The organism is Streptomyces sp. NPDC001514, assembly GCF_053597075.1.
The window spans coordinates 83,516-103,944 of sequence record NZ_JBSFHO010000004.1; the positions used below are offsets into that span (position 1 = coordinate 83,516).

The window sequence follows — 20,429 nt, forward strand, 5'->3', positions numbered from 1 at the left end:
ACCCTATCCACCCGCTCCGGCGGCGTGCAGGGGGACCCCTGTGACATTGCGTTCGAAATCGGGTCGCGACAGGCCGCGCCCCGCTGGTAGGGATGGCGCATGACGACTGAACTACGGGTGCTCCAGCCGGCCGAGTGGGACGAGTGGTACGGGAAGCTGGAGCGCGCCTTCGGCGGAGTGGCCGAGACGGCGGAGGAGCGCGAGCTGTTTCGCACGCTGACCGAGGTCGACCGTTCGATTGCCGCCTGGGACGGCGACGAGTGCATCGGTACGGCCGGGGCGTTCAGTTACCAAGTGTCGGTACCGGGCGGCGCGTTCGTCCCCGCTGCCGGGGTGACGATGGTGAGCGTGGCGGCGACGCACCGCCGGCGCGGAGTGCTGACCTCCATGATGCGGCGCCAGCTGGATGACGTACGGGGACGGGGCGAGCCACTCGCCGTGCTGACGGCGTCCGAGCCGGCGATCTACGGGCGGTTCGGGTACGGCGTCGGGACGCAGCAGCTGAATTTTGAGATCGACACGTCCCGGGTGCGGATCGCCGCGCCGCCGGGGACGGACGACGTACGGCTGCGGTTCGTTCCCGTCGCGGAGGCGGCCGAGGCGTGCGAGGCCGTGTATCTGCGCACGATCGGCTCACGGCCCGGGATGCTCGCCCGGACGCCCGGCTGGGATCGGCTGCCTCTGCTCGACCCCCCGGGCGAGCGGGAGGGCGGTTCGCCGATGCAGTGCGTGCTCGCCGAGCGGAACGGCGAAGTGGTGGGGTACGTCCGCTTCCACAACAAGCCGGAGTGGCAGGCGTCGGGAGCGCACGGCTCGATCATGCTGCGGCACATCGACGCGCTGGACCCGGCGGCGTACGCGGCGCTGTGGCGCTTCCTCTTCGACATCGATCTGACGTCGACGGTCAGCGCGCGGATGCGGCCGGTGGACGACCCGCTGCTGCAGCTGGTCACCGACATCCGGCGGTGCGGTGTTCTCGTGCGGGACTCGATGTACGTACGGCTGGTGGACGTGGGCGCGGCTCTGGCGGCGCGGACCTACCAGGCGCCGGTGGATGTGGTGTTCGAGGTCGAGGACGCGTTCTGCCCCTGGAACGAGGGGCGCTGGCGGCTCACCGGTGACGCGAAGGGCGCGTCCTGCGAGCGCACCGGGGACGCGGCGGATCTGGCGCTGTCCGTAAGGGAGTTGGGCTCGGCCTACCTGGGCGGGGTGACGCTGTCGTCCCTGGCCGGGGCGGGGCGGGTGCGCGAACTGCGCGGCGGCGCGCTGGCGGAGGCGTCGCTCGCCTTCGGCTCGGACGTCGCGCCGTGGCTGCCGCACGGGTTCTAGTGCCGGGAGTGGGTGGGGCGCCTGCGGCGGGCCCACGCGGCGGAGCCACATATCGGACAATGCCTCGCCCCGCCCTGCCCCGCCCCTTCCCGAGCTGGGGCGCTGTCCGGGACCCCGCGACTCAAACGCCGGCGGGGCTGGATTTCTGGCAGGACGGGCACCAGAAGAGATTGCGGGCGGCGAGATCGGCGGTGCGGATCTCGCCGCCACAGATGTGGCAGGGCTGAGCGGCCCGGCGGTAGACGTAGACCTCGCCGCCGTGGTCGTCGACGCGCGGCGGTCGGCCCATGGCCTCGGGGGTGTGCTCGGGGCGGACTGTGTCGATGCGGTTGTTGCGTACGCCTTCACGCATGAGCGCGACCAGGTCCGCCCAGATGGCGTGCCACTCGCGCTCGGTGAGGTCCTTCCCCGCGCGGTACGGGTCGATGCCATGGCGGAAGAGGACTTCGGCGCGGTAGACGTTGCCGACGCCCGCGACGACTTTCTGGTCCATGAGCAGCGCCGCGACGGTCGTACGGGAGGCGGAGACCCTGGACCAGGCGCGGTCGGGGCCGTCGTCCGGGCGGAGCGGGTCCGGGCCGAGGCGCTCGTGTATCGCGCGCTTCTCGGGGTCCGTGATCAGGGCACAAGTGGTGGGGCCGCGCAGGTCGACATAGCTGTCGGGGTTCGCGAGCCTCAGCCGTACGGTCTCGGTGGGCGGGGGCGCCGGGGCGTCGCCGAAGTTCACCTTGCCGAACAGGCCGAGGTGGATGTGGATCCATTCCTCGCCGCCGAAGCCGAGGAAGAGGTGCTTGCCGTGGGCCTCGGTGCGCTCCAGCACCGTGCCGTCGAGCAGCGCCGCGGAGTCGGCGAACTTGCCCTGCGGGCTCGTCACCCGCACGGACCGGCCGCCGAACCGTTCCCGGTAGTCGGCGGCCAGTCGGTGGATCGTGTGCCCCTCGGGCATCAGGCGGTCGGCTCCTGCGGGTGGTGGGCCGGGATCGGAGGGAGCTCGCCGGTGGTCTCGTACGCCGACAGCATCTCGATGCGGCGGGTGTGACGCTCCTCACCCGAGTAGGGCGTCTTCAGGAAGACCTCGACGAAGGTCGTCGCCTCGTCGGTGGTGTGCATCCGGGCGCCGACGGCCACGACGTTGGCGTTGTTGTGCTCCCGGCCGAGCGCCGCCGTCTGGACGCTCCAGGCGAGCGCCGCGCGCACGCCCTTGACCTTGTTCGCGGCGATCTGCTCGCCGTTGCCGGAGCCTCCGATGACGATGCCCAGGCTGTCCGGGTCCGCGGCCGTCCGCTCGGCGGCACGCAGGCAGAACGGCGGGTAGTCGTCCTGGGCGTCGTAGATGTGGGGGCCGCAGTCGACGGGCTCGTGGCCATGGGCCGTGAGCCACTCGACGAGGTGGTTCTTGAGTTCGAAGCCGGCATGGTCGGAGCCGAGGTACACGCGCATGGTCCGAGTGTGGCACGCGGCGGACCGGGTAGCGATCAGCGGGGTCGCGCCCGGCCGCCCTGTCACCAGGCCTGGCGGACGTCCCGGGCCAGTGGGGACGAAAGTGCCCTTTATCACGAATCGGAATCAGCTCTTCCGTACCGGCGAGTCACCCGTTTGAATGCACGGGCTCGCAACCTGAGCGATCCGCACACGTAAGGAATCGTCCATGACCTCGCAGTCGACCCTTACGAAGGCAGGCGAAAGCACCGGAGAACCCGGTATTCCCCAGCCTTCGGACGGTCTCAAGGCCGGACTGAAGAACCGCCATCTTTCCATGATCGCCATCGGCGGCGTGATCGGAGCAGGCCTGTTCGTCGGGTCCTCCGGTGGCATCGCTGCGGCCGGCCCCGCCATCCTCGTGTCGTACCTCCTCGTGGGCGCACTCGTCGTCTTCGTGATGCGGATGCTCGGCGAGATGGCCGCCGCGAGCCCGAACTCGGGCTCCTTCTCGGCGTACGCCGACCGTGCGCTCGGCCGCTGGGCGGGCTTCTCCATCGGCTGGCTGTACTGGTTCTTCTGGGTCGTGGTGCTGGCGGTCGAGGCGACCGCGGGTGCGGTGATCCTCGAGGGCTGGGTCCCGGCCGTGCCGCAGTGGGCGTGGGCGCTGATCGTGATGGTCGTGCTGACGGCCACCAACCTCGCGTCGGTGTCGTCGTACGGCGAGTTCGAGTTCTGGTTCGCCGGCATCAAGGTCGTCGCCATCGGCGGCTTCGTGATCATCGGTCTGCTGGCCGTGTTCGGCGTGCTGCCGGGCTCCGACAACCCGGGTGCGGGCTTCGCGCACCTGACCGACGCCGGGGGCTTCCTGCCCAACGGCGCGGGCGCCATCCTCACCGGTGTGCTGATGGTCGTCTTCTCCTTCATGGGCAGCGAGATCGTCACCCTGGCCGCCGGTGAGTCCGAGGACCCGCGCCGCGCGGTCACCAAGGCCACCAACAGCGTGATCTGGCGGATCGGCGTCTTCTACCTGGGCTCGATCTTCGTGGTCCTGACGCTGCTGCCGTGGAACGACAAGTCGATCGTCGAGAAGGGCTCGTACGTCGCGGCCCTGGACTCCATCGGCATCCCGGCCGCCGGCCAGATCATGAACGTCATCGTCCTGACGGCCGTGCTGTCCTGCCTGAACTCCGGCCTGTACACCGCCTCGCGCATGGCGTTCTCGCTGGGCGAGCGCGGTGACGCCCCCAAGGCCTTCGCCAAGGTCAACGCCAAGGGCGTGCCGATGTGGGCGATCCTGGGCTCCGTGGTCTTCGGCTTCATCGCCGTCTACTTCAACTACGCGTTCAAGGACACGGTCTTCCTGTTCCTGCTGAACTCGTCCGGTGCCGTCGCCCTGTTCGTCTGGCTGGTGATCTGCTTCACCCAGCTGCGGATGCGCGGGATTCTGATGCGCGAGGTCCCGGAGAAGGTGACGGTGAAGATGTGGCTCTTCCCGTACCTGACCTGGGCGACCGCCGCGATGATCGTCTTCGTGCTCGGCTACATGCTCTACGACGACGAGAACCGCGAGGTCGTGCTGCTGTCACTGCTGGTCGCGGCCGTCGTGCTGGTCATCGGCTTCGTGCTCGACCGCAAGCGCAAGGCCGCCGTCAAGGCCTGAGGCCCGACGCGCCGCAGTCACCTACGACGAAGCCCCGTCCCGCATCTCGCGGGACGGGGCTTCGCCCTTGGTACGGGCCCCTCGGTACGGGGGGATCAGCCGCGGCGGCCGAGCAGCTTCCAGGCGCCCGGCAGCACGCCCATCGCCAGCGCGGCCTTGAGCGCATCACCGATCAGGAACGGGACGAGGCCCACGGCCACGGCGTCGGAAAGCGTCATCCCGGTGGCGAGGGCCAGGTACGGCACGCCGACCGCGTAGATGATCGCGGAGCCCAGCACCATGCTGCCGGCGGTGCGCAGGACGGAGCGGTCCGCGCCGCGACGGGCGAGCGCGCCGACCACCGTGGCGGCGAGCAGCATGCCGAGGATGTAGCCGAAGGACGGCATCGCGTACCCGGACGAGGCCTCGGCGAACCACGGCAGACCGGCCATGCCGGCCAGCGCGTACAGCGCGAGCGAGAGGAAGCCGCGGCGGGCGCCGAGCGCGGTGCCGACGAGGAGGGCGGCGAAGGTCTGGCCCGTGACCGGCACCGGGGAGCCGGGGACCGGGACGGCGAGCTGGGCCGCGATGCCGGTGAGCGCGGCACCGCCGACGACGAGGGCCGCGTCCACTGCGGACTTCGTACGGGAGGCGGGCAGCAGGTCGGCGAGGACCGCTCCGGATCGGACGGGGGCGGCGGCAGTGCTCATCGGGTCTCCTGAAGTCGGTATGGACATGGCGACGTTAGCCCAGGAGTGAACGAGCGATCACCATCAGTCGATGACAAAGGGCCGGTCGGCGGCTTGGTGGAGTTCGAACAAAACCTCCTCGACAAGCGTCCGGGGCGCGTGATGCTCGTCACTGAGGTGGTGGGCCAGGGAGCCCGTTTTGGTGATCGGTGCCGGGCTTGGGGAGACTGTAGGTTCTTGCCAAATCCCCGAGAGTGACGAGCACCATGCACGACGCACCGCCCAGCCCGTTGGCCACGGAGGCCGAGCCTCTCTCGCACGGGCTGAAGCAGCGTCACCTGACGATGCTCGGCCTCGGCGGGGTGATCGGCGCCGGTCTCTTCGTCGGCTCGGGCGCCGGGATCGCGGTCGCCGGACCCGGGATCGTCGTGTCGTATCTGCTGGCGGGCGCGCTGGCGATGCTCGTGATGCGGATGCTCGGCGAGATGTCCGCGGCGATGCCCGCGTCCGGAGCCTTCTCGGTGCACGCGGAGCGGGCGCTCGGCCGCTGGGCCGGGTTCAGTGTCGGGTGGCTGTACTGGTTCCTGCTGGTGGTCGTGCTCGCCGTGGAGGCTACGGGCGCGGCGACCATCGCGAACGGCTGGATGCCGGGCGTCCCGCAGTGGACCTGGGTGCTGATCTTCATGGTGGGCGGGGGTCCGGGGGTGTCCCCCGGTTGAACACAGCACCGCCGCCAATCTCGCGGCCGTGAAGAACTTCGGCGAGTTCGAGTTCTGGTTCGCCGCGCTGAAGGTCGGCGCGATCGTCCTGTTCCTGCTGCTGGGCACCCTGGCGATCTTCGGCGTACTCCCCGACACGGACCCGGTCGGTCTCACGAATCTGACCGGGCAGGGCGGGTTCCTGCCCCATGGCTGGGAGGGCGTCGTCTCCGGAGTCCTCGCCGTCGTCTTCGCCTTCGGCGGCCTGGAAGTCGTCACGATCGCGGCAGCCGAGTCCGAGGACCCGGCCCGCGCGGTCGGGCGTGCCGTGCGCAGCGCGGTGTGGCGCATCCTCTTCTTCTATGTCGGCTCGATGCTGGTCATCGTGACCGTGCTGCCGTGGACCGCGATGAAGCCGGGTCAGAGCCCGTACGTCGCCGTCCTCGACGCGATCGGTGTGCCGGGCGCCGGGCAGATCATGAACATCGTGGTGTTCGTGGCGCTGCTGTCCGCCCTCAACGCCAATCTGTACGGCTCGTCGCGGATGGTCTTCTCGCTCGCCGAGCGCGGCGAGGCGCCCGCGGGCCTGCTCGCCGTGTCGCGCGGCGGGGTGCCACGGCGGGCCGTGTTCGCCTCGGTCGCCTTCGGCTTCGTCTCCGTACTGCTCAATCTGAAGTGGCCGGACTCCGTCTTCCTCTACATGCTCAACGCGGTCGGCGCGGTGCTGCTGTTCGTCTGGGCCCTGATCGCGGTGTCGCAGCTGCGGCTGCGGCGGCGCATCGAGCGCGAGGCCCCGGAGAAGCTGGTCCTGAAGATGTGGGGCTTCCCGTGGCTGACCTGGGTGGCACTGGCCGGGATGGCGGCCGTGGTGGTGCTGATGCTGGGCGACGCCGACGCGCGGCCGCAGGTGCTCTGGTCGGCGGCGGCGACGGCTGTGGTGCTGGTCGTGGCGGGCGTACGGGAGTGGCGTGGCGCGCGGGCAAATCGTTCCTGACTCTTCACATTGTGTGAGCATCTTGTCCGTATAGCGGTCATCGAAGCCCTGTGAGCGGGGTGGGGCCCAGACTGTGGGGCACTTTCCTTATCCGCTCATGAACAGGGCATGCCCATGTCTCGGACCTCGGCGCCCGCGCCCGTCGACGACACCACAGTCGTCTCGGAAGCGCTCGCGCACGGCCTCAAGCAGCGCCATCTGTCGATGATCGCCCTCGGCGGTGTGATCGGAGCCGGCCTCTTCGTCGGCTCAGGAGCCGGTATCGCCGCCGCCGGACCGTCGATCGTGATCGCCTATGCGATATCCGGTCTGCTCGTCATGCTCGTGATGCGCATGCTCGGCGAGATGTCGGCCGCGAATCCCGCATCCGGCTCCTTCTCGGTCCACGCCGAGCGGGCCATCGGGCCCTGGGCCGGGTTCACCGCGGGGTGGGCGTTCTGGTTCCTGCTCTGCGTGGCCGTCGGCCTGGAGGGGATCGGCGCCGCGAAGATCGTCACCGGCTGGCTGCCGGGAACGCCGGAGTGGGCGTGGGTGGCCCTCTTCATGCTGGTGTTCTGCGGGACGAACCTTGCGGCCGTGAAGAACTTCGGCGAGTTCGAGTTCTGGTTCGCCGCTCTGAAGGTCGGCGCGATCGTGCTGTTCCTGGGGCTGGGCGTCCTCGCGATCCTCGGAGTCCTGCCCGGCACGGACGCGCCCGGTACCGCGAACCTCACCGGTGAGGGCGGCTTCATGCCCCACGGCACGGAGGGCCTCGTCGTCGGACTGCTCGCCTCCGTCTTCGCCTACGGCGGGCTCGAGACCGTCACCATCGCTGCGGCCGAGTCCGAGCACCCCGTGAAGGGCGTGGCGAAGGCCGTGCGTACGGCGATGTGGCGCATCGCCATCTTCTACGTCGGCTCGATGGCGGTCATCGTCACGCTGGTCCCCTGGGACGACAAGGCGGTCGTCGAGAAGGGCCCGTACGTCGCGGCGCTCGACCACCTGGGCATCCCCGCCGCGGGCCAGATCATGAACGTGGTCGTGCTGGTCGCCCTCCTCTCCGCGATGAACGCGAACGTCTACGGCGCCTCGCGCATGGCCCGCTCACTGGTCGCCCGCGGCCAGGGCCCGAAGGTGCTCGGCAGGATCTCGGGCGGGGTGCCGCGGGTTGCGGTGCTGACGTCGTGCGTCTTCGGGTTCGTGTGCGTGATGCTGAGCTACTGGCGGCCCAACGACGTCTTCATCTGGCTGCTCAACATGATCGGCGCGATCATCCTGGTCGTCTGGATCTTCATCGCCGTCTCGCAGCTGCTGCTGCGCCGCAGGACGGAGCGCGAGGCGCCGGAGACGCTGGTAGTGAAGATGTGGGCGTACCCGTATCTGACCTGGGTGGCGCTCGCCGGCATGGCGGCCGTGTTCGTGCTGATGGCGCGCGAGCCGGACACCCGTCTGCAGCTGTACTTCACGGGCGGGCTGACGCTGGCGCTGGCGGTGATCGGGGCGATCCGGCAGCGGGCGGGCGCGAAGCCGGAGGCCGTGCACTCGAACGACTGACCCTCGGCCGGCGCGGCGCGCCGGGCCACCCCACTCTCCCGGACCCCCGGGCCACCACGGCCCGGGGGTCCTCCGCGTCCGGGGAGGGGCGGGCTGCCGGGGTGGTCGTCCGCGATTCCTTCTTTCCGGCGGTGATTCCCTCTTTCTGGCGGTGCAAGGTCCGGACCTGCCGCTGTTACCGTCCCCGCCATGAGTCCCATCCGCATCCTCGCCGCGGGCGACGGCTTCGTGCTCAACTCCCTGATCGGCGAGGCCCTGCGCCACGAGATCGAAGGCCCGATCGAGCTCGCGGAGCTGGAGCTGCCGTGGCCACGGGTGCCCTGCGGCAGGGTCGCCGAGGTGGACGAGGCGAGCGACGCGGAGGACGCGCTGATCGAGGCGCTCGGCGCGGCCGGCTCCGAGGTGTGCGTGACGCAGATGGCGCCCTTCACGGAGCGCGTGCTGGCCGCGGCGCCCGCGCTGAGGATGATCGCCGTGTGCCGGGGCGGGCCGGTCAATGTGAACGCGCAGGCGGCGCGGGCGCGGGGCGTACGTGTGTGTTTCGCGCCGGGGCGCACGACCGCGGCGACCGCGGAGTTCACGGTCGGGCTGCTGCTGGCCGCCCTGCGCGGAATCCCGCAGGCCCACAACTCCCTCGCCGTGGAAGGAAGATGGGACGGCGGGCAGTACACGTACGACGGCGTGGGGCCCGAGCTGGAGGACGCCCCGGTCGGCCTGATCGGGTACGGGGCGGTCGGCAGCCGGGTCGCCCGGGTGCTGACGGCCTTCGGCGCGGAGGTCGAGGTGTACGACCCGTACGTACGCGGCGATGTGCACGGCATGCGGACCGCGTCGCTGGACGCGCTGCTGTCCCGGTCGAGGATCGTCACGCTGCACGCCCGCCTCACGCCGGAGACCCTCGGCATGATCGGCGCCCGCGAGCTGGCACTGCTGCCACACGGCGCGGTTCTCGTGAACGCGGCGCGTGGCGGGCTCGTCGACACGGAAGCCCTGTGCGACGCCCTCGACAGCGGGCAGCTGGCGGCCGCGGCGCTGGACACGTACGAGCAGGAGCCGCTGTCCGCCGGATCGCGGCTGTTCCGTACGCCCGGGCTGGTGCTGACCCCGCATCTGGCCGGGGCGAGCCGCGAGGTCGCGCACAAGGCGGCGCGTATCGCGGCGGCGGAGGCGGGGCGCTGGTTCCGGGGCGAGCCGCTGCTGCACTGCCTGAACTGAGCGGCTGATCATCTTCGGCCCCTCTTGCTGTTAGCCTGCACTTGCGAATAACTTGCAATAAGCAGTCGGAGGGCTCGGACATGGCCATTTACACGCTTCCTGAACTTCCGTACGACTACGCGGCGCTCGAACCCGTCATCAACCCGCAGATCATCGAGCTGCACCACGACAAGCACCACGCCGCCTACGTCAAGGGCGCCAACGACACGCTGGAGCAGCTGGCGGAGGCCCGCGACAAGGAGCAGTGGGGGGCGATCAACGGGCTGGAGAAGAGCCTCGCGTTCCATCTCTCCGGGCACATCCTGCACAGCATCTACTGGCACAACATGACCGGTGACGGCGGCGGCGAGCCACTGGCCGTGGACGGTGTGGGCGAGCTCGCGGACGCGATCGCCGAGTCGTTCGGCTCCTTCGAGAAGTTCAGGACCCAGCTCTCCAAGGCCGCCGCGACCACCCAGGGCTCGGGCTGGGGCGTCCTCGCGTACGAGCCGGTCAGCGGGCGGCTCATCGTCGAGCAGGTGTACGACCATCAGGGCAATGTCGGCCAGGGGTCCGTGCCGATCCTGGTCTTCGACGCCTGGGAGCACGCCTTCTACCTTCAGTACAAGAACCAGAAGGTGGACTTCATCGAGGCCATGTGGCAGGTCGTCAACTGGCAGGACGTGGCGAAGCGTTACGCCGAGGCCAAGGAGCGCACCCCGCTCATCGCCCCGTGACGGAACCGGGGCCGCACAGTCGTCCTGCTCGTGATCGTCTTCTCAACCTTCACCTGCAGGCGGAGTGAGGAAGGGCCCCCGCGAGGACATGACTCGCGGGGGCCCTTCCCCCATATGACGCTCAGAGGCCGGATCAGAAGCTGGATCAGAGGTTGGAGAAGTCGGGACCCGCCGTACGCGTCCGCTTGATCTCGTAGAAGCCCGGGACCGACGCCACCAGCAGCGTGCCGTCCCACAGCTTCGCCGCCTCCTCGCCCTTGGGCGCCGGGGTGACGACCGGGCCGAAGAAGGCGATCTGCTCACCGTCCGCGCCCGGCACCGCGATAACCGGCGTGCCGACGTCCTGGCCGACCTTGGAGATGCCCTCCTTGTGGGAGGCGCGCAGCTCGACGTCGTACGCGTCCGAGTCGGCGTAGTCCGCGAGCTCGGCCGGGAGGCCCACCGCGTCGAGGGCTTCCAGGATCACCTCGGGGGTCGCTCCGCGGCCCTCGTTGTGGATACGGGTGCCGAGCTCCGTGTAGAGGGGGCCGACGACGTCGTCGCCGTGCTTCTGCTGGGCGGCGGTGACGACACGGACCGGGCCCCAGGCCGTCTTGAGGAGCTCGCGGTACTGCTCGGGCAGCTCGTCCAGCCTGTCCTCGTTGAGCACTGCCAGACTCATGACGTGCCAGCGCACGTCCACCGGGCGGACCTTCTCCACCTCGAGCATCCAGCGGGAAGTCATCCAGGCCCAGGGGCACAGGGGGTCGAACCAGAAGTCGGCGGGGGTCCTGTTCTCGGACATTTCACTCCTCGTGTGGGATGCGCACCTCCAGGAGCAAACGCCGCCGGTCCCCGTGGGCATTCCCCCGTGGGCATTCCCCGATGTCCCCGGTCAGCGGCGCGTGCGAGGATCGGTGCTGTTCGAACGAGACACAAAGGAGTGGCCGTGCCCGGAGAGAATCTGTCCCGCGACGAGGCCCGCGAGCGGGCCGCACTGCTGGCCGTCGACGGGTACGAGGTCTTCCTCGATCTGCGGTCCGCGATCGGGGAGGGCGGTCCGGAGCCGCGGACGTTCCGCTCGGTGACGACGATCCGCTTCCGCGCGACCGAGCCGGGCGCCGCCACCTTCGCCGATCTGGTCGCCCCGTCCGTGTCCGCCGTCACGCTCAACGGGGAGGAGCTGGACCCGGCCGCCGTCTTCGACGGCTCCCGGATCGCGCTCCCCGCACTCCGCGCCGAGAACGTCCTGGTCGTCGACGCGCAGTGCGCGTACAGCCGGACCGGTGAGGGCCTCCACCGGTTCGAAGACCCGGAGGACGGCGAGGTCTACGTCTATACGCAGTACGAGCCGGCCGACGCGCGCCGCGTCTTCGCGAACTTCGAGCAGCCGGACCTCAAGGCTCCCTTCCGCTTCGAGGTGGCCGCGCCCGATGGCTGGACGGTCTGGAGCAACGGGGCCGAGGAGCCGCGGGACGGGGAGACGTGGCGTTTCGCGCAGACGAAGCCCATCTCGACGTACATCACCGCCGTCGTCGCCGGGCCGTACCACCACGAGACCGATCTCTACACGCGCACGTTCGACGACGGCACGACGCTGGAGATCCCGCTCGGCGCGATGTGCCGCAAGGGCCTGGCCAAGCACTTCGACGCGGACGACATCTTCCTGGTCACCAAGCAGGGCCTGGACTTCTTCCACGACCACTTCGACTTCCCCTATCCCTTCGGGAAGTACGACCAGGCCTTCGTGCCCGAGTACAACATCGGCGCCATGGAGAACCCGGGGTGCGTGACCTTCCGGGAGGAGTTCGTCTTCCGGGGGAAGGTGACGCAGGCGTCGTACGAGCGGCGGGCGAACGTCATCCTGCACGAGATGGCGCACATGTGGTTCGGCGACCTGGTCACCATGCAGTGGTGGGACGACCTGTGGCTGAAGGAGTCCTTCGCGGACTTCATGGGGTCCTTCTCGATGGTGGAGGCGACCCGCTTCCGCGACGGGTGGGTGACCTTCGCGAACAACCGCAAGTCCTGGGCGTACCGCGCGGACCAGCTGCCGTCCACGCACCCGGTCACGGCCGACATCCGTGACCTGGAGGACGCCAAGCTCAACTTCGACGGGATCACGTACGCCAAGGGCGCGTCGGTGCTGAAGCAGCTCGTCGCGTACGCGGGACGGGACGCGTTCCTGGAGGGCGCGCGGCGCTACTTCAAGCGGCACGCGTACGGGAACACGCGGCTCGGCGACCTGCTGTCCGTACTGGAGGAGACGTCCGGGCGGGACATGACGGCGTGGTCGCGGTCGTGGCTGGAGACGGCGGGCGTCAACGCGCTGACCCCTGTCGTCACGTACGACGCGGGCGGCCGGATCACCGAGCTGGCGGTCGTCCAGGACGGCGAGCACCTGCGGCCGCACCGGGTCGCGGTCGGGCTGTACCGGCACGAGGGCACGGATCTGGTGCGGTACGCGCGCGCCGAGGTGGACGTCGTCGGGGCACGGACGGTGGTCGAGGAGCTGGCGGGCGCGGAGAAGCCGGCGCTGGTGCTCGTGAACGACGACGACCTGACCTACTGCAAGATCCGCTTCGACGAGAGCTCGCTGGAGACGCTGCGGTCGCATCTGGGTTCCGTCACGGACCCGCTCGCGCGGGCGCTGTGCTGGTCGGCGCTGTGGAACCTGACGCGGGACGCGCTCATGCCGGCGCGGGACTTCGTGGCACTGGTCCTGGACTTCGCGGGGCGTGAGTCGGACATCGGTGTGCTGCAGATGGTGCACGCGTGGGCGCGTACGGCGCTCGTGCACTACGCGGCGCCCGAGTGGCGCGAGGAGGGCGGGCTGCTCCTGTCCCGGTGCGCGCTGCGGGAGCTGCGGCAGGCGGAGCCCGGGAGCCAGCATCAGCTGACGTGGGCGCGGTTCTTCGCGACGGCGGCGACGACCGACGCGGATTTGCAGCTGCTGCAGGGGCTGCTGGACGGTACGGCGAAGATCGACGGGCTGGATGTGGACCAGGAGCTGCGCTGGGCCTTCCTGGAGCCGCTCGCCTCGCACGGGGTCGCGGACGAGACGGTGATCGGCGCCGAACTGGCGCGGGACGACACCGCGTCCGGCAAGCGCTACCAGGTGCGGTGCCTGGCCGCCCGCCCGTCGGCGGCGGTCAAGGACCAGGCGTGGGCGCAGGTCGTGGAGTCCGACGCGCTCTCCAACGCGCTGGTGACGGCGACGATCTCGGGGTTCGTGCAGGCGTCTCAGCGGGAGCTGATCGCGCCGTACGCGGAGAAGTACTTCGAGGCGATCGAGCGGGTGTGGGCCGAACGGTCCATCCAGATCGGGATGGACGTGGTGCAGGGGCTGTTCCCCGGGCTGCAGGACGACGAGTCCACGCTCGCGGCGACCGACGCCTGGCTGGCCGGCCACCCCACGGCCCCGCCTGCTCTTCGCCGCCTCGTTCTCGAGTCCCGCGACGACCTCGCCCGATCGCTGCGCGCCCAGGCCCGCGACGCGTCGCGGGCCTGACGGGGGCGGGTACCTGAGGGGCGGGTACCTGACGGGGGCGGGTACCTGACGGGGGGCGCCTGCGGCGGGCCTTCTCCCCGCCCCGCCCCTTCCCGAACTGGGGCTCAGAAGCGGGCCAGGGGCGGCGTGGCTGATCGGCAGTCGAACGTCCGTACTTTAGGACGGTGTTGTCCGGAATTGTCGACGGGTGTGTAACAGCGGTTAGGAGCCGCCGGGCGCGCGGGAATTGGCGGGTCATGAACCACAACACCCCGCTCTCCCCCCGCCCCTTGAGCCACCTCTCCGACGCACGCAGCCGCGTCCTGACCGCCGCGCAGCTGCACGAGCACGGCGTCCCGGCAGGCAAGGCCGCCGAGCAGTGCAGGCCCGGCGGCCCGTGGCAGCAGGTGCTGCCGGGCGTGTACGTACTGCACCCCGGGCCGCCGACCAGCGAGGAGCGGCTGCACGCCGTGCTGCTGTACGCGGACCGGCCCGGCGTCACGGGTGAGGCCATGATCACCGGGCTCGCCGCCCTCGCTCTGCACGGGTTCGCCTCGGCACCGCCGCTGCTGTCGCTCGACCGGATCGACGTGCTGGTGCCGCGCACCCGGCGGCTGCGGTCGGCGGGCTGCGCCCGGCTGATCCGGACGCACACGCCGCCCAGCCCGCTGGACGTGACGGGGCTGCCCGTCGCCCCGGTGGCCCGCGCGCTCGCGGACGCCGTCGCGCGGCTCACCGACGCGGGGGCCGTACGCCGGCTGCTCACCGAGGCCGTCCGCGGCGGGCACTGCGAACCGACCGCCGTCGTCAGGGAGTTGAACCGTGCACGGCTCCTGTCCCGGCCCCACGTGGTGCACGGCGTGGACTCGCTGCTCGCCGAGGGGCGGGCCCTGGCCGAGGACCGGCTGTACGACCTGATCCGTATGTACGGGCTGCCCGAACCGCTGTGGAACGTGAATCTGCGCCTCCCCGGCGGCCCCCACCTCGGCGGGGTCGACGCGTACTGGCCCGAGCAGTCCGTCGCCGTCGAACTCGACATCCGCGCGCCGCGCCTGGGCCGCCCCGATGACGACGGGACGGCCCAGGACGTGGAGTGGACCGAGTCCAGCCTCAAGCGCGAGCATCTGGAGCGGCTCGGCATCACGGTCGTCCACATCACCCCGAAGAAGCTGCGGGACGCCCCCGTCCAGCAGGCGACGGTGATCCGTACGGCCCTGATGGCAGCGCCGGAACGGGATCCCGCCGCCTATGTGGTCGTGCTGCCCCGCTGATCGCGAACCGCCGGCAGAATCGCGCACCGCCGGCGGAATCGCGCACCCTCAGCAGAATTCGGCCTCGATCACCGCCGCCGGGTCCCCCGTCCAGTCGGCGTTGAAGTTCAGTGCGAGGGAGTGACGGGCGTCCCGGGTGGTGACCGCCTCGGACGTGGAGCCGTGGATGCCGCCGCCATGGCCCCAGACCTCCTTGCCGCAGGACAGCTCGGTGCGCATCAGACCGAGCCCGTATCCGTACTGGGGAGCCTCCGGCGACAGCGGCACGGTGTTCGTCATCTCCTTCAACTGCGGTGCGGGCAGGAGCTTTCCGCCCAGCAGGGCACGGTAGAAGCGCTGAAGGTCCGAGGTGCTGGAGATCATCTCGCCCGCGGCGCCCGCGATCGACGGGTTCAGCTCGGTGACGTCGTGGACCGTGTCCGCGGCCGGGTCGTCGGAGAGTTTCGAGTACGCACGGCCGCTGGGCCGCGGCATCGTGGCGGCGGTGCCGGGCACGCTGGTCGCGTGCAGTTTGAGCGGGCGGAGGATACGGCGCTCGACCTCCTGCCCGTACGGCCGGCCCGTCACCTTCCCGATCACCATCCCGGCGAGGACGTAGTTGGTGTTGGAGTAGCTCCAGCCGGTGCCGGGCGCGAACTCCGGCTTGTGCGTCATGGCGACGGCGACGAGCTCGCGGTCCTTCCAGGTGTCGTAGCGGTGCTCGAAGAAGCCGGGCCCGAAGACCTTCGCCCCGAAGCCGGGGTCGCCGGTGTAGCTGTAGATCCCACTGGTGTGATTGAGGAGCTGCCGTACGGTGATCTTCCGCCCGTCATGACCGTTGCCGCGGACGACGCCGGGCAGCCACTTCTCGACGGTGTCGTCGAGGTTCAGTCTGCCCTCGGCCTCCAGTTGCAGCAGGACGGTGGCGACGAACGTCTTGGTGATGGAGCCGACGCGGAAGCGGTCCTGTGGGAGCCGCTCGCGACCGGTGGCGGTGTTGCCGAGGCCGGTGGTGCCGTCCCAGGTGCCGCGCGGGTCCTGGGCCCGGGCCACGACACCCGGCACTCCGGCACGCACGGCCGCCTCGACCGCGGCGCGGGTGCCGTCATGACCGCCGCCGGTTCTCGGCTCTGCCGCCGCCGTCGCGGGGGCGGCGAAGGCGGTGGCGGCGACTGCGGCCGCCACCACCGCTCCGGTCAGGGCCGTCCGGACCTTGCGCACTGTCATACGAACTCTCCTGTCAGCGAGCGACTACATGTGGGCTCGACCAGCAGGACTCCGCCGGGGCAGTGCGCGTTGCCCGGCACATGACGGGTTGGGCGCGTTTCAGCCGTTCACCGAAGGGTGATCCGGATGGTGTCCGTTCACCCGGCCCACGGCGGGCCGTTCGCGCCACAGGTCCAGGCCGATGTCGACGAGCGCGACCCGTTCGAGGCCCGGGACGGCGTCCAGCGCGTGCCAGGCGGCGAGGTCGGTGGAGCCGTCCGCCTCGGGGCGCAGCTCGCCGCCGGTGATCTGTCCCTCGTAGACGATGCGCAGGCTGTGGAAGTCGGAGCCGGCGCCGACCCTGCCTCTGCGCGGACGTCGCACCCGCATCGAGTCGAGCCCGAGCAGCGCGGTCATCTCGGCCTCGTAGCCGGTCTCCTCGGCGACTTCGCGGACGACCGTGTCGAGCGGGTCCTCGCCGTGGTCCATCCCGCCGCCGGGCAGCGTCCATCGCTTCGTACCGTCGCGCGCCACCCAGCGGGCGAGCAGGATCTGCCCGTCCCGTACGCACACGGCGTAGGCCGCCACCCTCAACTCCTGGCTCATGCGGCGAGATTAAAGGCCCGATATCGTCCAGGGCTCAAATCGTCAGACGTTAAACGATCCCGGCCGCCGGAATGCCGGTTATCGAACCTTCTGTCCCCGCCATGCGTGCCCCGCCAATGGCGGATGTGCGCCATGGCCACATCCCGCCTCCGGCAACTCTCCACAAACCCCTGTCACTTACGACAGGGTGAGCGGTCATCCGGCACCGAAATCCGGACCCGATTTCACATAACAGGGATGCTGATGACCTCCGAGTCCCAGAGCTCCATATCCGGGCCGAGACGCGTGGCCCGAGTGGCGGCGGCTGCCTCCGTGGTGGCCGCACTGGTCGCCACCGGCGCCGCGCCCGCGTTCTCGGCAGCTTCCGCCGACGACCCGGCCGGCTCCGCACCGGTCAAAACCGCCTCGCCCGCCGACAAGCTCGGCGCCACCGACGCGGAACTGCTCGCCGAGGCCGAGGCCAAGGGCGAGAAGACCGTCACACTGATGGTCGCCACCGCGCCCGGCCAGACCGAGCAGGTCGCCGCTCAGCTGGACGCCGTCCAGGGCGCCTCGGTCGGCAGGACGTACGACAAGCTCGGCTACGTACGTGCCACCCTGCCGACGGCCAAGGCCGAGGCCGCCATCAAGGCGGCCACCAAGCTCTCCTCCGTCCACGGCATCGACCTCAAGCACGAGATCGAGCTGGACGACCCGACGCCCGCGGCCGACATCGCCAAGGGCGCGGCCACGACGCCGACCGCCGGCACCTACCCGGCCCCGGGCATGAACACCCCCGCGAAGAACCCGTACAACCCGTCGTTCGAGACGGGCGCGGTGGATTTCGTCCAGGACCACCCGAAGTACGACGGCCGCGGTGTGACCATCGGCATCATGGACTCCGGTGTCGACCTCGGTCACCCGGCGCTCCAGAAGACCACCACCGGCGAGCGCAAGATCACCGACTGGGTGACCGCGACCGACCCGCTCACCGAAGGCGACGGCACCTGGCGCGCCCAGATCACGCCCGTCGACGGCCCGGTGTTCACGGCCGTCGGCAGCAGCTGGAAGGCTCCGGCCGGCTCGTACCAGTTCAGCCGGTTCACCGAGGCGATCACGGCCAACGGTGACATGAAGGGCGACGTCAACCGGGACGGCGACACCACCGACCGGTTCGGCCTGCTGTACGACCCGGCCGCCGGCACGGTCCGCGTCGACACCGACCAGGACGGCGACTTCACGAACAACGAGCCGATGAAGCCGTACAAGGACGGCTACCAGATCGGGTACTTCGGCACGGACAACCCGGCGACCGAGGTCGCCGAGCGGATCCCCTTCGTGATCGAGATCCGCAAGGACGTCCCGATGGACCCGCTGGGCGGCGACTGGGTCGGCAAGAAGGCCGACTTCGTCAACGTCGGCATCATCGAGTCCGAGCACGGCACCCACGTCGCCGGCATCACCGCCGCCAACGGCCTGTTCGGCGGAAGGATGAACGGCGCGGCCCCCGGCGCGAAGCTGGTCTCCTCGCGCGCCTGCTCCTGGAGCGGCGGCTGCACCAACGTCGCGCTCACCGAGGGCATGGCCGACCTGGTGATCAACCGCGGCGTGGACATCGTCAACATGTCCATCGGCGGTCTGCCGGCGCTGAACGACGGCAACAACGCCCGCGCCGAGCTCTACACGCGCCTCATCGACGAGTACGGCGTCCAGCTGGTCATCTCGGCCGGCAACGAGGGCCCCGGCACCAACACCATCGGCGACCCCGGTCTGGCCGACAAGGTGATCTCCGTCGGCGCCGCGATCGGCAAGGCCACCTGGGCCGCCAACTACGGCTCCGCCGTGGAGAAGCCGTACGCCATGTTCCCCTTCTCCTCGCGCGGCCCGCGTGAGGACGGCGGCTTCACCCCGACCATCACCGCCCCCGGCGCGTCCGTCAACACCATCCAGACCTGGCTGCCCGGTGCGCCGGTGAAGGAGGCCGGCTACGCGCTGCCCGCCGGTTACGGCATGCTCCAGGGCACGTCGATGTCCTCGCCGCAGGCCGCCGGCGCGAGCGCGCTGCTGATCTCCGCCGCGAAGCAGCGGAAGATCGACCTCACCCCGGCGAAGCTGCGCACCGCGCTGACCAGCACCGCGAACCGCATCAGCGGGGTGGCGGCGCACGAGCAGGGCTCCGGTCTGATCGACATCGTGGACGCGTGGGAGGCCATCAAGGACGGCGCCACCGCCCACGAGTACGCGGTGAAGGCCCCGGTCGACACCGCGATCGACCAGTTCCTGAAGACCCCGGGCTTCGGCACCGGCCTGTACGACCGCGAGGGCGGCCTCAAGACCGGCCAGAAGAAGTCGTACGAGGTCACCATCACCCGGAAGACCGGACCGTCCTGGCCGATCCGGCACGAGCTGGACTGGAAGTACAACGACGGCACCTTCCACCTGCCGGGCTCCGGCTCCGTCATGCTGCCGCTGAACAAGCCGGTCACCGTCAAGGTCGACGCGAAGGCCCGCACCGCGGGTGTCCACAGCGCGATCCTCGAGGTGGACGACGTCCGCAGCGAGGGCGTGGACAAGCAGATCCTCGCCACCGTCGTCGTCTCGCAGGAGCTGGCCAAGCCGGCGTACTCCTTCTCGGCGTCCGGTTCGGTGCAGCGCAACAGCCACAAGTCGTACTTCGTGACGGTTCCCGAGGGCGCCAAGACCCTCGAGGTCGCGCTCGGCGGGCTGGCGGACAAGAGCCAGACGCGCTTCATCTCGATCCACCCGTACGGCGTGGGCGTCGAGGACAGCTCGACGATCTTCTGCTACCCGAACTACGCGAGCCCGACCAACACCTGCCGCCCCGACCTGCGGTCGTACGCCGACCCGCAGCCGGGCGTCTGGGAGATCGAGGTCGAGTCCCGCCGTACGTCGCCCCTGCTGGACAACCCGTACAAGCTGGACGTCACGGTTCTCGGTGCCGCGTTCGACCCGGCCGTGAAGACCCTCCCCGAGGCCAAGGTCGGCACGCCGGCCGCGGTCGACTGGAAGGTCACCAACGGCTTCGCCGCCCTCGACGGCAAGCTGAAGGGCGGCTCGCTCGGCTCGGCGAAGGTGACCCGTCCGTCGATCGCCAACCACGAGACGCAGGAGACCACCGTCACCGTCGGTGAGGGCGTCGAGCGCCTCGACGTCGCCATCGGCGGCGTCTCGGACACCGCGGCCGACCTCGACCTGGAGGTCTGGCTGGGCGACAAGCAGGTCGGCCAGTCCGCGGACGGCGACTCGGAGGAGGCGGTCAGCCTCGTCAAGCCCGCCGCCGGTACGTACACGATCAAGGTCGTCGGTTACGCGGTCCCGTCCGGCTCCACCGAGTACAACTACCGGGACGTGTACTTCGCGTCCTCGCTCGGCACCGTCAAGGTCGACGAGACCCAGTCGGTGAAGCTCGCCAACGGCGCGTCGGCGCAGGTCGCCGCCGAGATCGTGGTGGGGAGCGCGGCCCCCGAGGGCCGGCAGTTCTTCGGCGAGGTGCAGCTGCTGAACGCGCGCGGCACGGCCGCGGGCGCCGGCAGCGTGGTGATCGAGAAGGTCACGCCGTAACGGTGTGACCGGCACCATAGAACGAGGGCGGGCGTCCATGGGGCGCCCGCCCTCCGCCGTGTGACGGGCCCCATGCGTCCCGTACCTCGGACAATGGATTGG

General features: G+C 70.3%; 14 protein-coding genes and 1 pseudogene. 9 read left to right on the forward strand and 6 right to left on the reverse strand.

Annotated elements, in window-relative coordinates; all coding sequences use genetic code 11:
- The first annotated feature begins 99 nt into the window (after nucleotides 1-99).
- Complete coding sequence (locus ACWCXB_RS06525; RefSeq protein ID WP_450719661.1) at nucleotides 100-1,329, forward strand: GNAT family N-acetyltransferase; 1,230 nt, start codon at nucleotides 100-102, stop codon at nucleotides 1,327-1,329.
- Between the two features lie 121 nt (nucleotides 1,330-1,450).
- Here the strand turns inward: ACWCXB_RS06525 and ACWCXB_RS06530 are convergent, their stop codons facing one another.
- Both ACWCXB_RS06530 and ACWCXB_RS06535 read right to left on the reverse strand, forming a co-directional pair.
- The gene (locus ACWCXB_RS06530; RefSeq protein WP_450719663.1) at nucleotides 1,451-2,275 is read right to left on the reverse strand and encodes an Fpg/Nei family DNA glycosylase; all 825 of its coding nucleotides are present in this window, start codon (nucleotides 2,273-2,275) and stop codon (nucleotides 1,451-1,453) included.
- Nucleotides 2,275-2,769, reverse strand: coding sequence for a ribose-5-phosphate isomerase (locus tag ACWCXB_RS06535; RefSeq protein ID WP_450719665.1), 495 nt, complete (start codon nucleotides 2,767-2,769; stop codon nucleotides 2,275-2,277). Before ACWCXB_RS06535 ends, ACWCXB_RS06530 begins: the two co-directional genes overlap by 1 nt.
- Nucleotides 2,770-2,977: 208 nt before the next feature.
- Here ACWCXB_RS06535 and ACWCXB_RS06540 point away from each other — a divergent pair, with 208 nt between their 5' ends.
- Nucleotides 2,978-4,411: an amino acid permease gene (locus ACWCXB_RS06540; RefSeq protein ID WP_450719667.1), complete on the forward strand. Its 1,434-nt coding sequence runs from the start codon at nucleotides 2,978-2,980 to the stop codon at nucleotides 4,409-4,411.
- 95 nt (nucleotides 4,412-4,506) lie between these two features.
- On the opposite strand, the gene ACWCXB_RS06545 is transcribed toward ACWCXB_RS06540, so the two are convergent.
- Nucleotides 4,507-5,100: a biotin transporter BioY gene (locus ACWCXB_RS06545; protein ID WP_450719669.1), complete on the reverse strand. Its 594-nt coding sequence runs from the start codon at nucleotides 5,098-5,100 to the stop codon at nucleotides 4,507-4,509.
- Between the two features lie 245 nt (nucleotides 5,101-5,345).
- On the opposite strand from ACWCXB_RS06545, the pseudogene ACWCXB_RS06550 reads away from it, so the two are divergent.
- The 4 genes and pseudogenes from ACWCXB_RS06550 (at nucleotide 5,346) to ACWCXB_RS06565 (ending at nucleotide 10,235) form a co-directional block, all read left to right on the forward strand.
- Nucleotides 5,346-6,771 (forward strand): annotated as a pseudogene (locus ACWCXB_RS06550) (amino acid permease).
- A 114-nt stretch (nucleotides 6,772-6,885) separates the two neighbouring features.
- The gene (locus tag ACWCXB_RS06555; RefSeq protein WP_450720070.1) at nucleotides 6,886-8,304 is read left to right on the forward strand and encodes an amino acid permease; all 1,419 of its coding nucleotides are present in this window, start codon (nucleotides 6,886-6,888) and stop codon (nucleotides 8,302-8,304) included.
- Between the two features lie 189 nt (nucleotides 8,305-8,493).
- Complete coding sequence (locus ACWCXB_RS06560; protein WP_450719671.1) at nucleotides 8,494-9,519, forward strand: 2-hydroxyacid dehydrogenase; 1,026 nt, start codon at nucleotides 8,494-8,496, stop codon at nucleotides 9,517-9,519.
- Between the two features lie 80 nt (nucleotides 9,520-9,599).
- Nucleotides 9,600-10,235, forward strand: coding sequence for a superoxide dismutase (locus tag ACWCXB_RS06565; RefSeq protein WP_450719673.1), 636 nt, complete (start codon nucleotides 9,600-9,602; stop codon nucleotides 10,233-10,235).
- 145 nt (nucleotides 10,236-10,380) lie between these two features.
- Here ACWCXB_RS06565 and ACWCXB_RS06570 read toward each other — a convergent pair whose 3' ends face one another.
- Nucleotides 10,381-11,019 carry a mycothiol-dependent nitroreductase Rv2466c family protein gene (locus tag ACWCXB_RS06570; protein ID WP_450719675.1) on the reverse strand — a complete coding sequence of 213 codons (639 nt, stop codon included), beginning with the start codon at nucleotides 11,017-11,019 and terminating at the stop codon, nucleotides 10,381-10,383.
- 144 nt (nucleotides 11,020-11,163) lie between these two features.
- Between ACWCXB_RS06570 and pepN the strand changes: the two genes are divergently transcribed.
- Nucleotides 11,164-13,725 (forward strand): aminopeptidase N, encoded by a 2,562-nt coding sequence (gene pepN, locus ACWCXB_RS06575; RefSeq protein WP_450719677.1) that lies wholly within the window; start codon nucleotides 11,164-11,166, stop codon nucleotides 13,723-13,725.
- A 236-nt stretch (nucleotides 13,726-13,961) separates the two neighbouring features.
- Nucleotides 13,962-14,975 (forward strand): hypothetical protein, encoded by a 1,014-nt coding sequence (locus ACWCXB_RS06580; RefSeq protein WP_450719679.1) that lies wholly within the window; start codon nucleotides 13,962-13,964, stop codon nucleotides 14,973-14,975.
- A 48-nt stretch (nucleotides 14,976-15,023) separates the two neighbouring features.
- Here ACWCXB_RS06580 and ACWCXB_RS06585 read toward each other — a convergent pair whose 3' ends face one another.
- Complete coding sequence (locus ACWCXB_RS06585) at nucleotides 15,024-16,181, reverse strand: serine hydrolase domain-containing protein (RefSeq protein ID WP_450719681.1); 1,158 nt, start codon at nucleotides 16,179-16,181, stop codon at nucleotides 15,024-15,026.
- A 99-nt stretch (nucleotides 16,182-16,280) separates the two neighbouring features.
- A complete protein-coding gene (locus ACWCXB_RS06590; protein ID WP_450719683.1) occupies nucleotides 16,281-16,766 on the reverse strand; it encodes an NUDIX hydrolase in 486 nt (161 codons plus the stop codon).
- A gap of 243 nt (nucleotides 16,767-17,009) precedes the next feature.
- Between ACWCXB_RS06590 and ACWCXB_RS06595 the strand changes: the two genes are divergently transcribed.
- A complete protein-coding gene (locus tag ACWCXB_RS06595) occupies nucleotides 17,010-20,327 on the forward strand; it encodes a S8 family serine peptidase (RefSeq protein WP_450719685.1) in 3,318 nt (1,105 codons plus the stop codon).
- The last annotated feature ends 102 nt before the right edge of the window (nucleotides 20,328-20,429 follow it).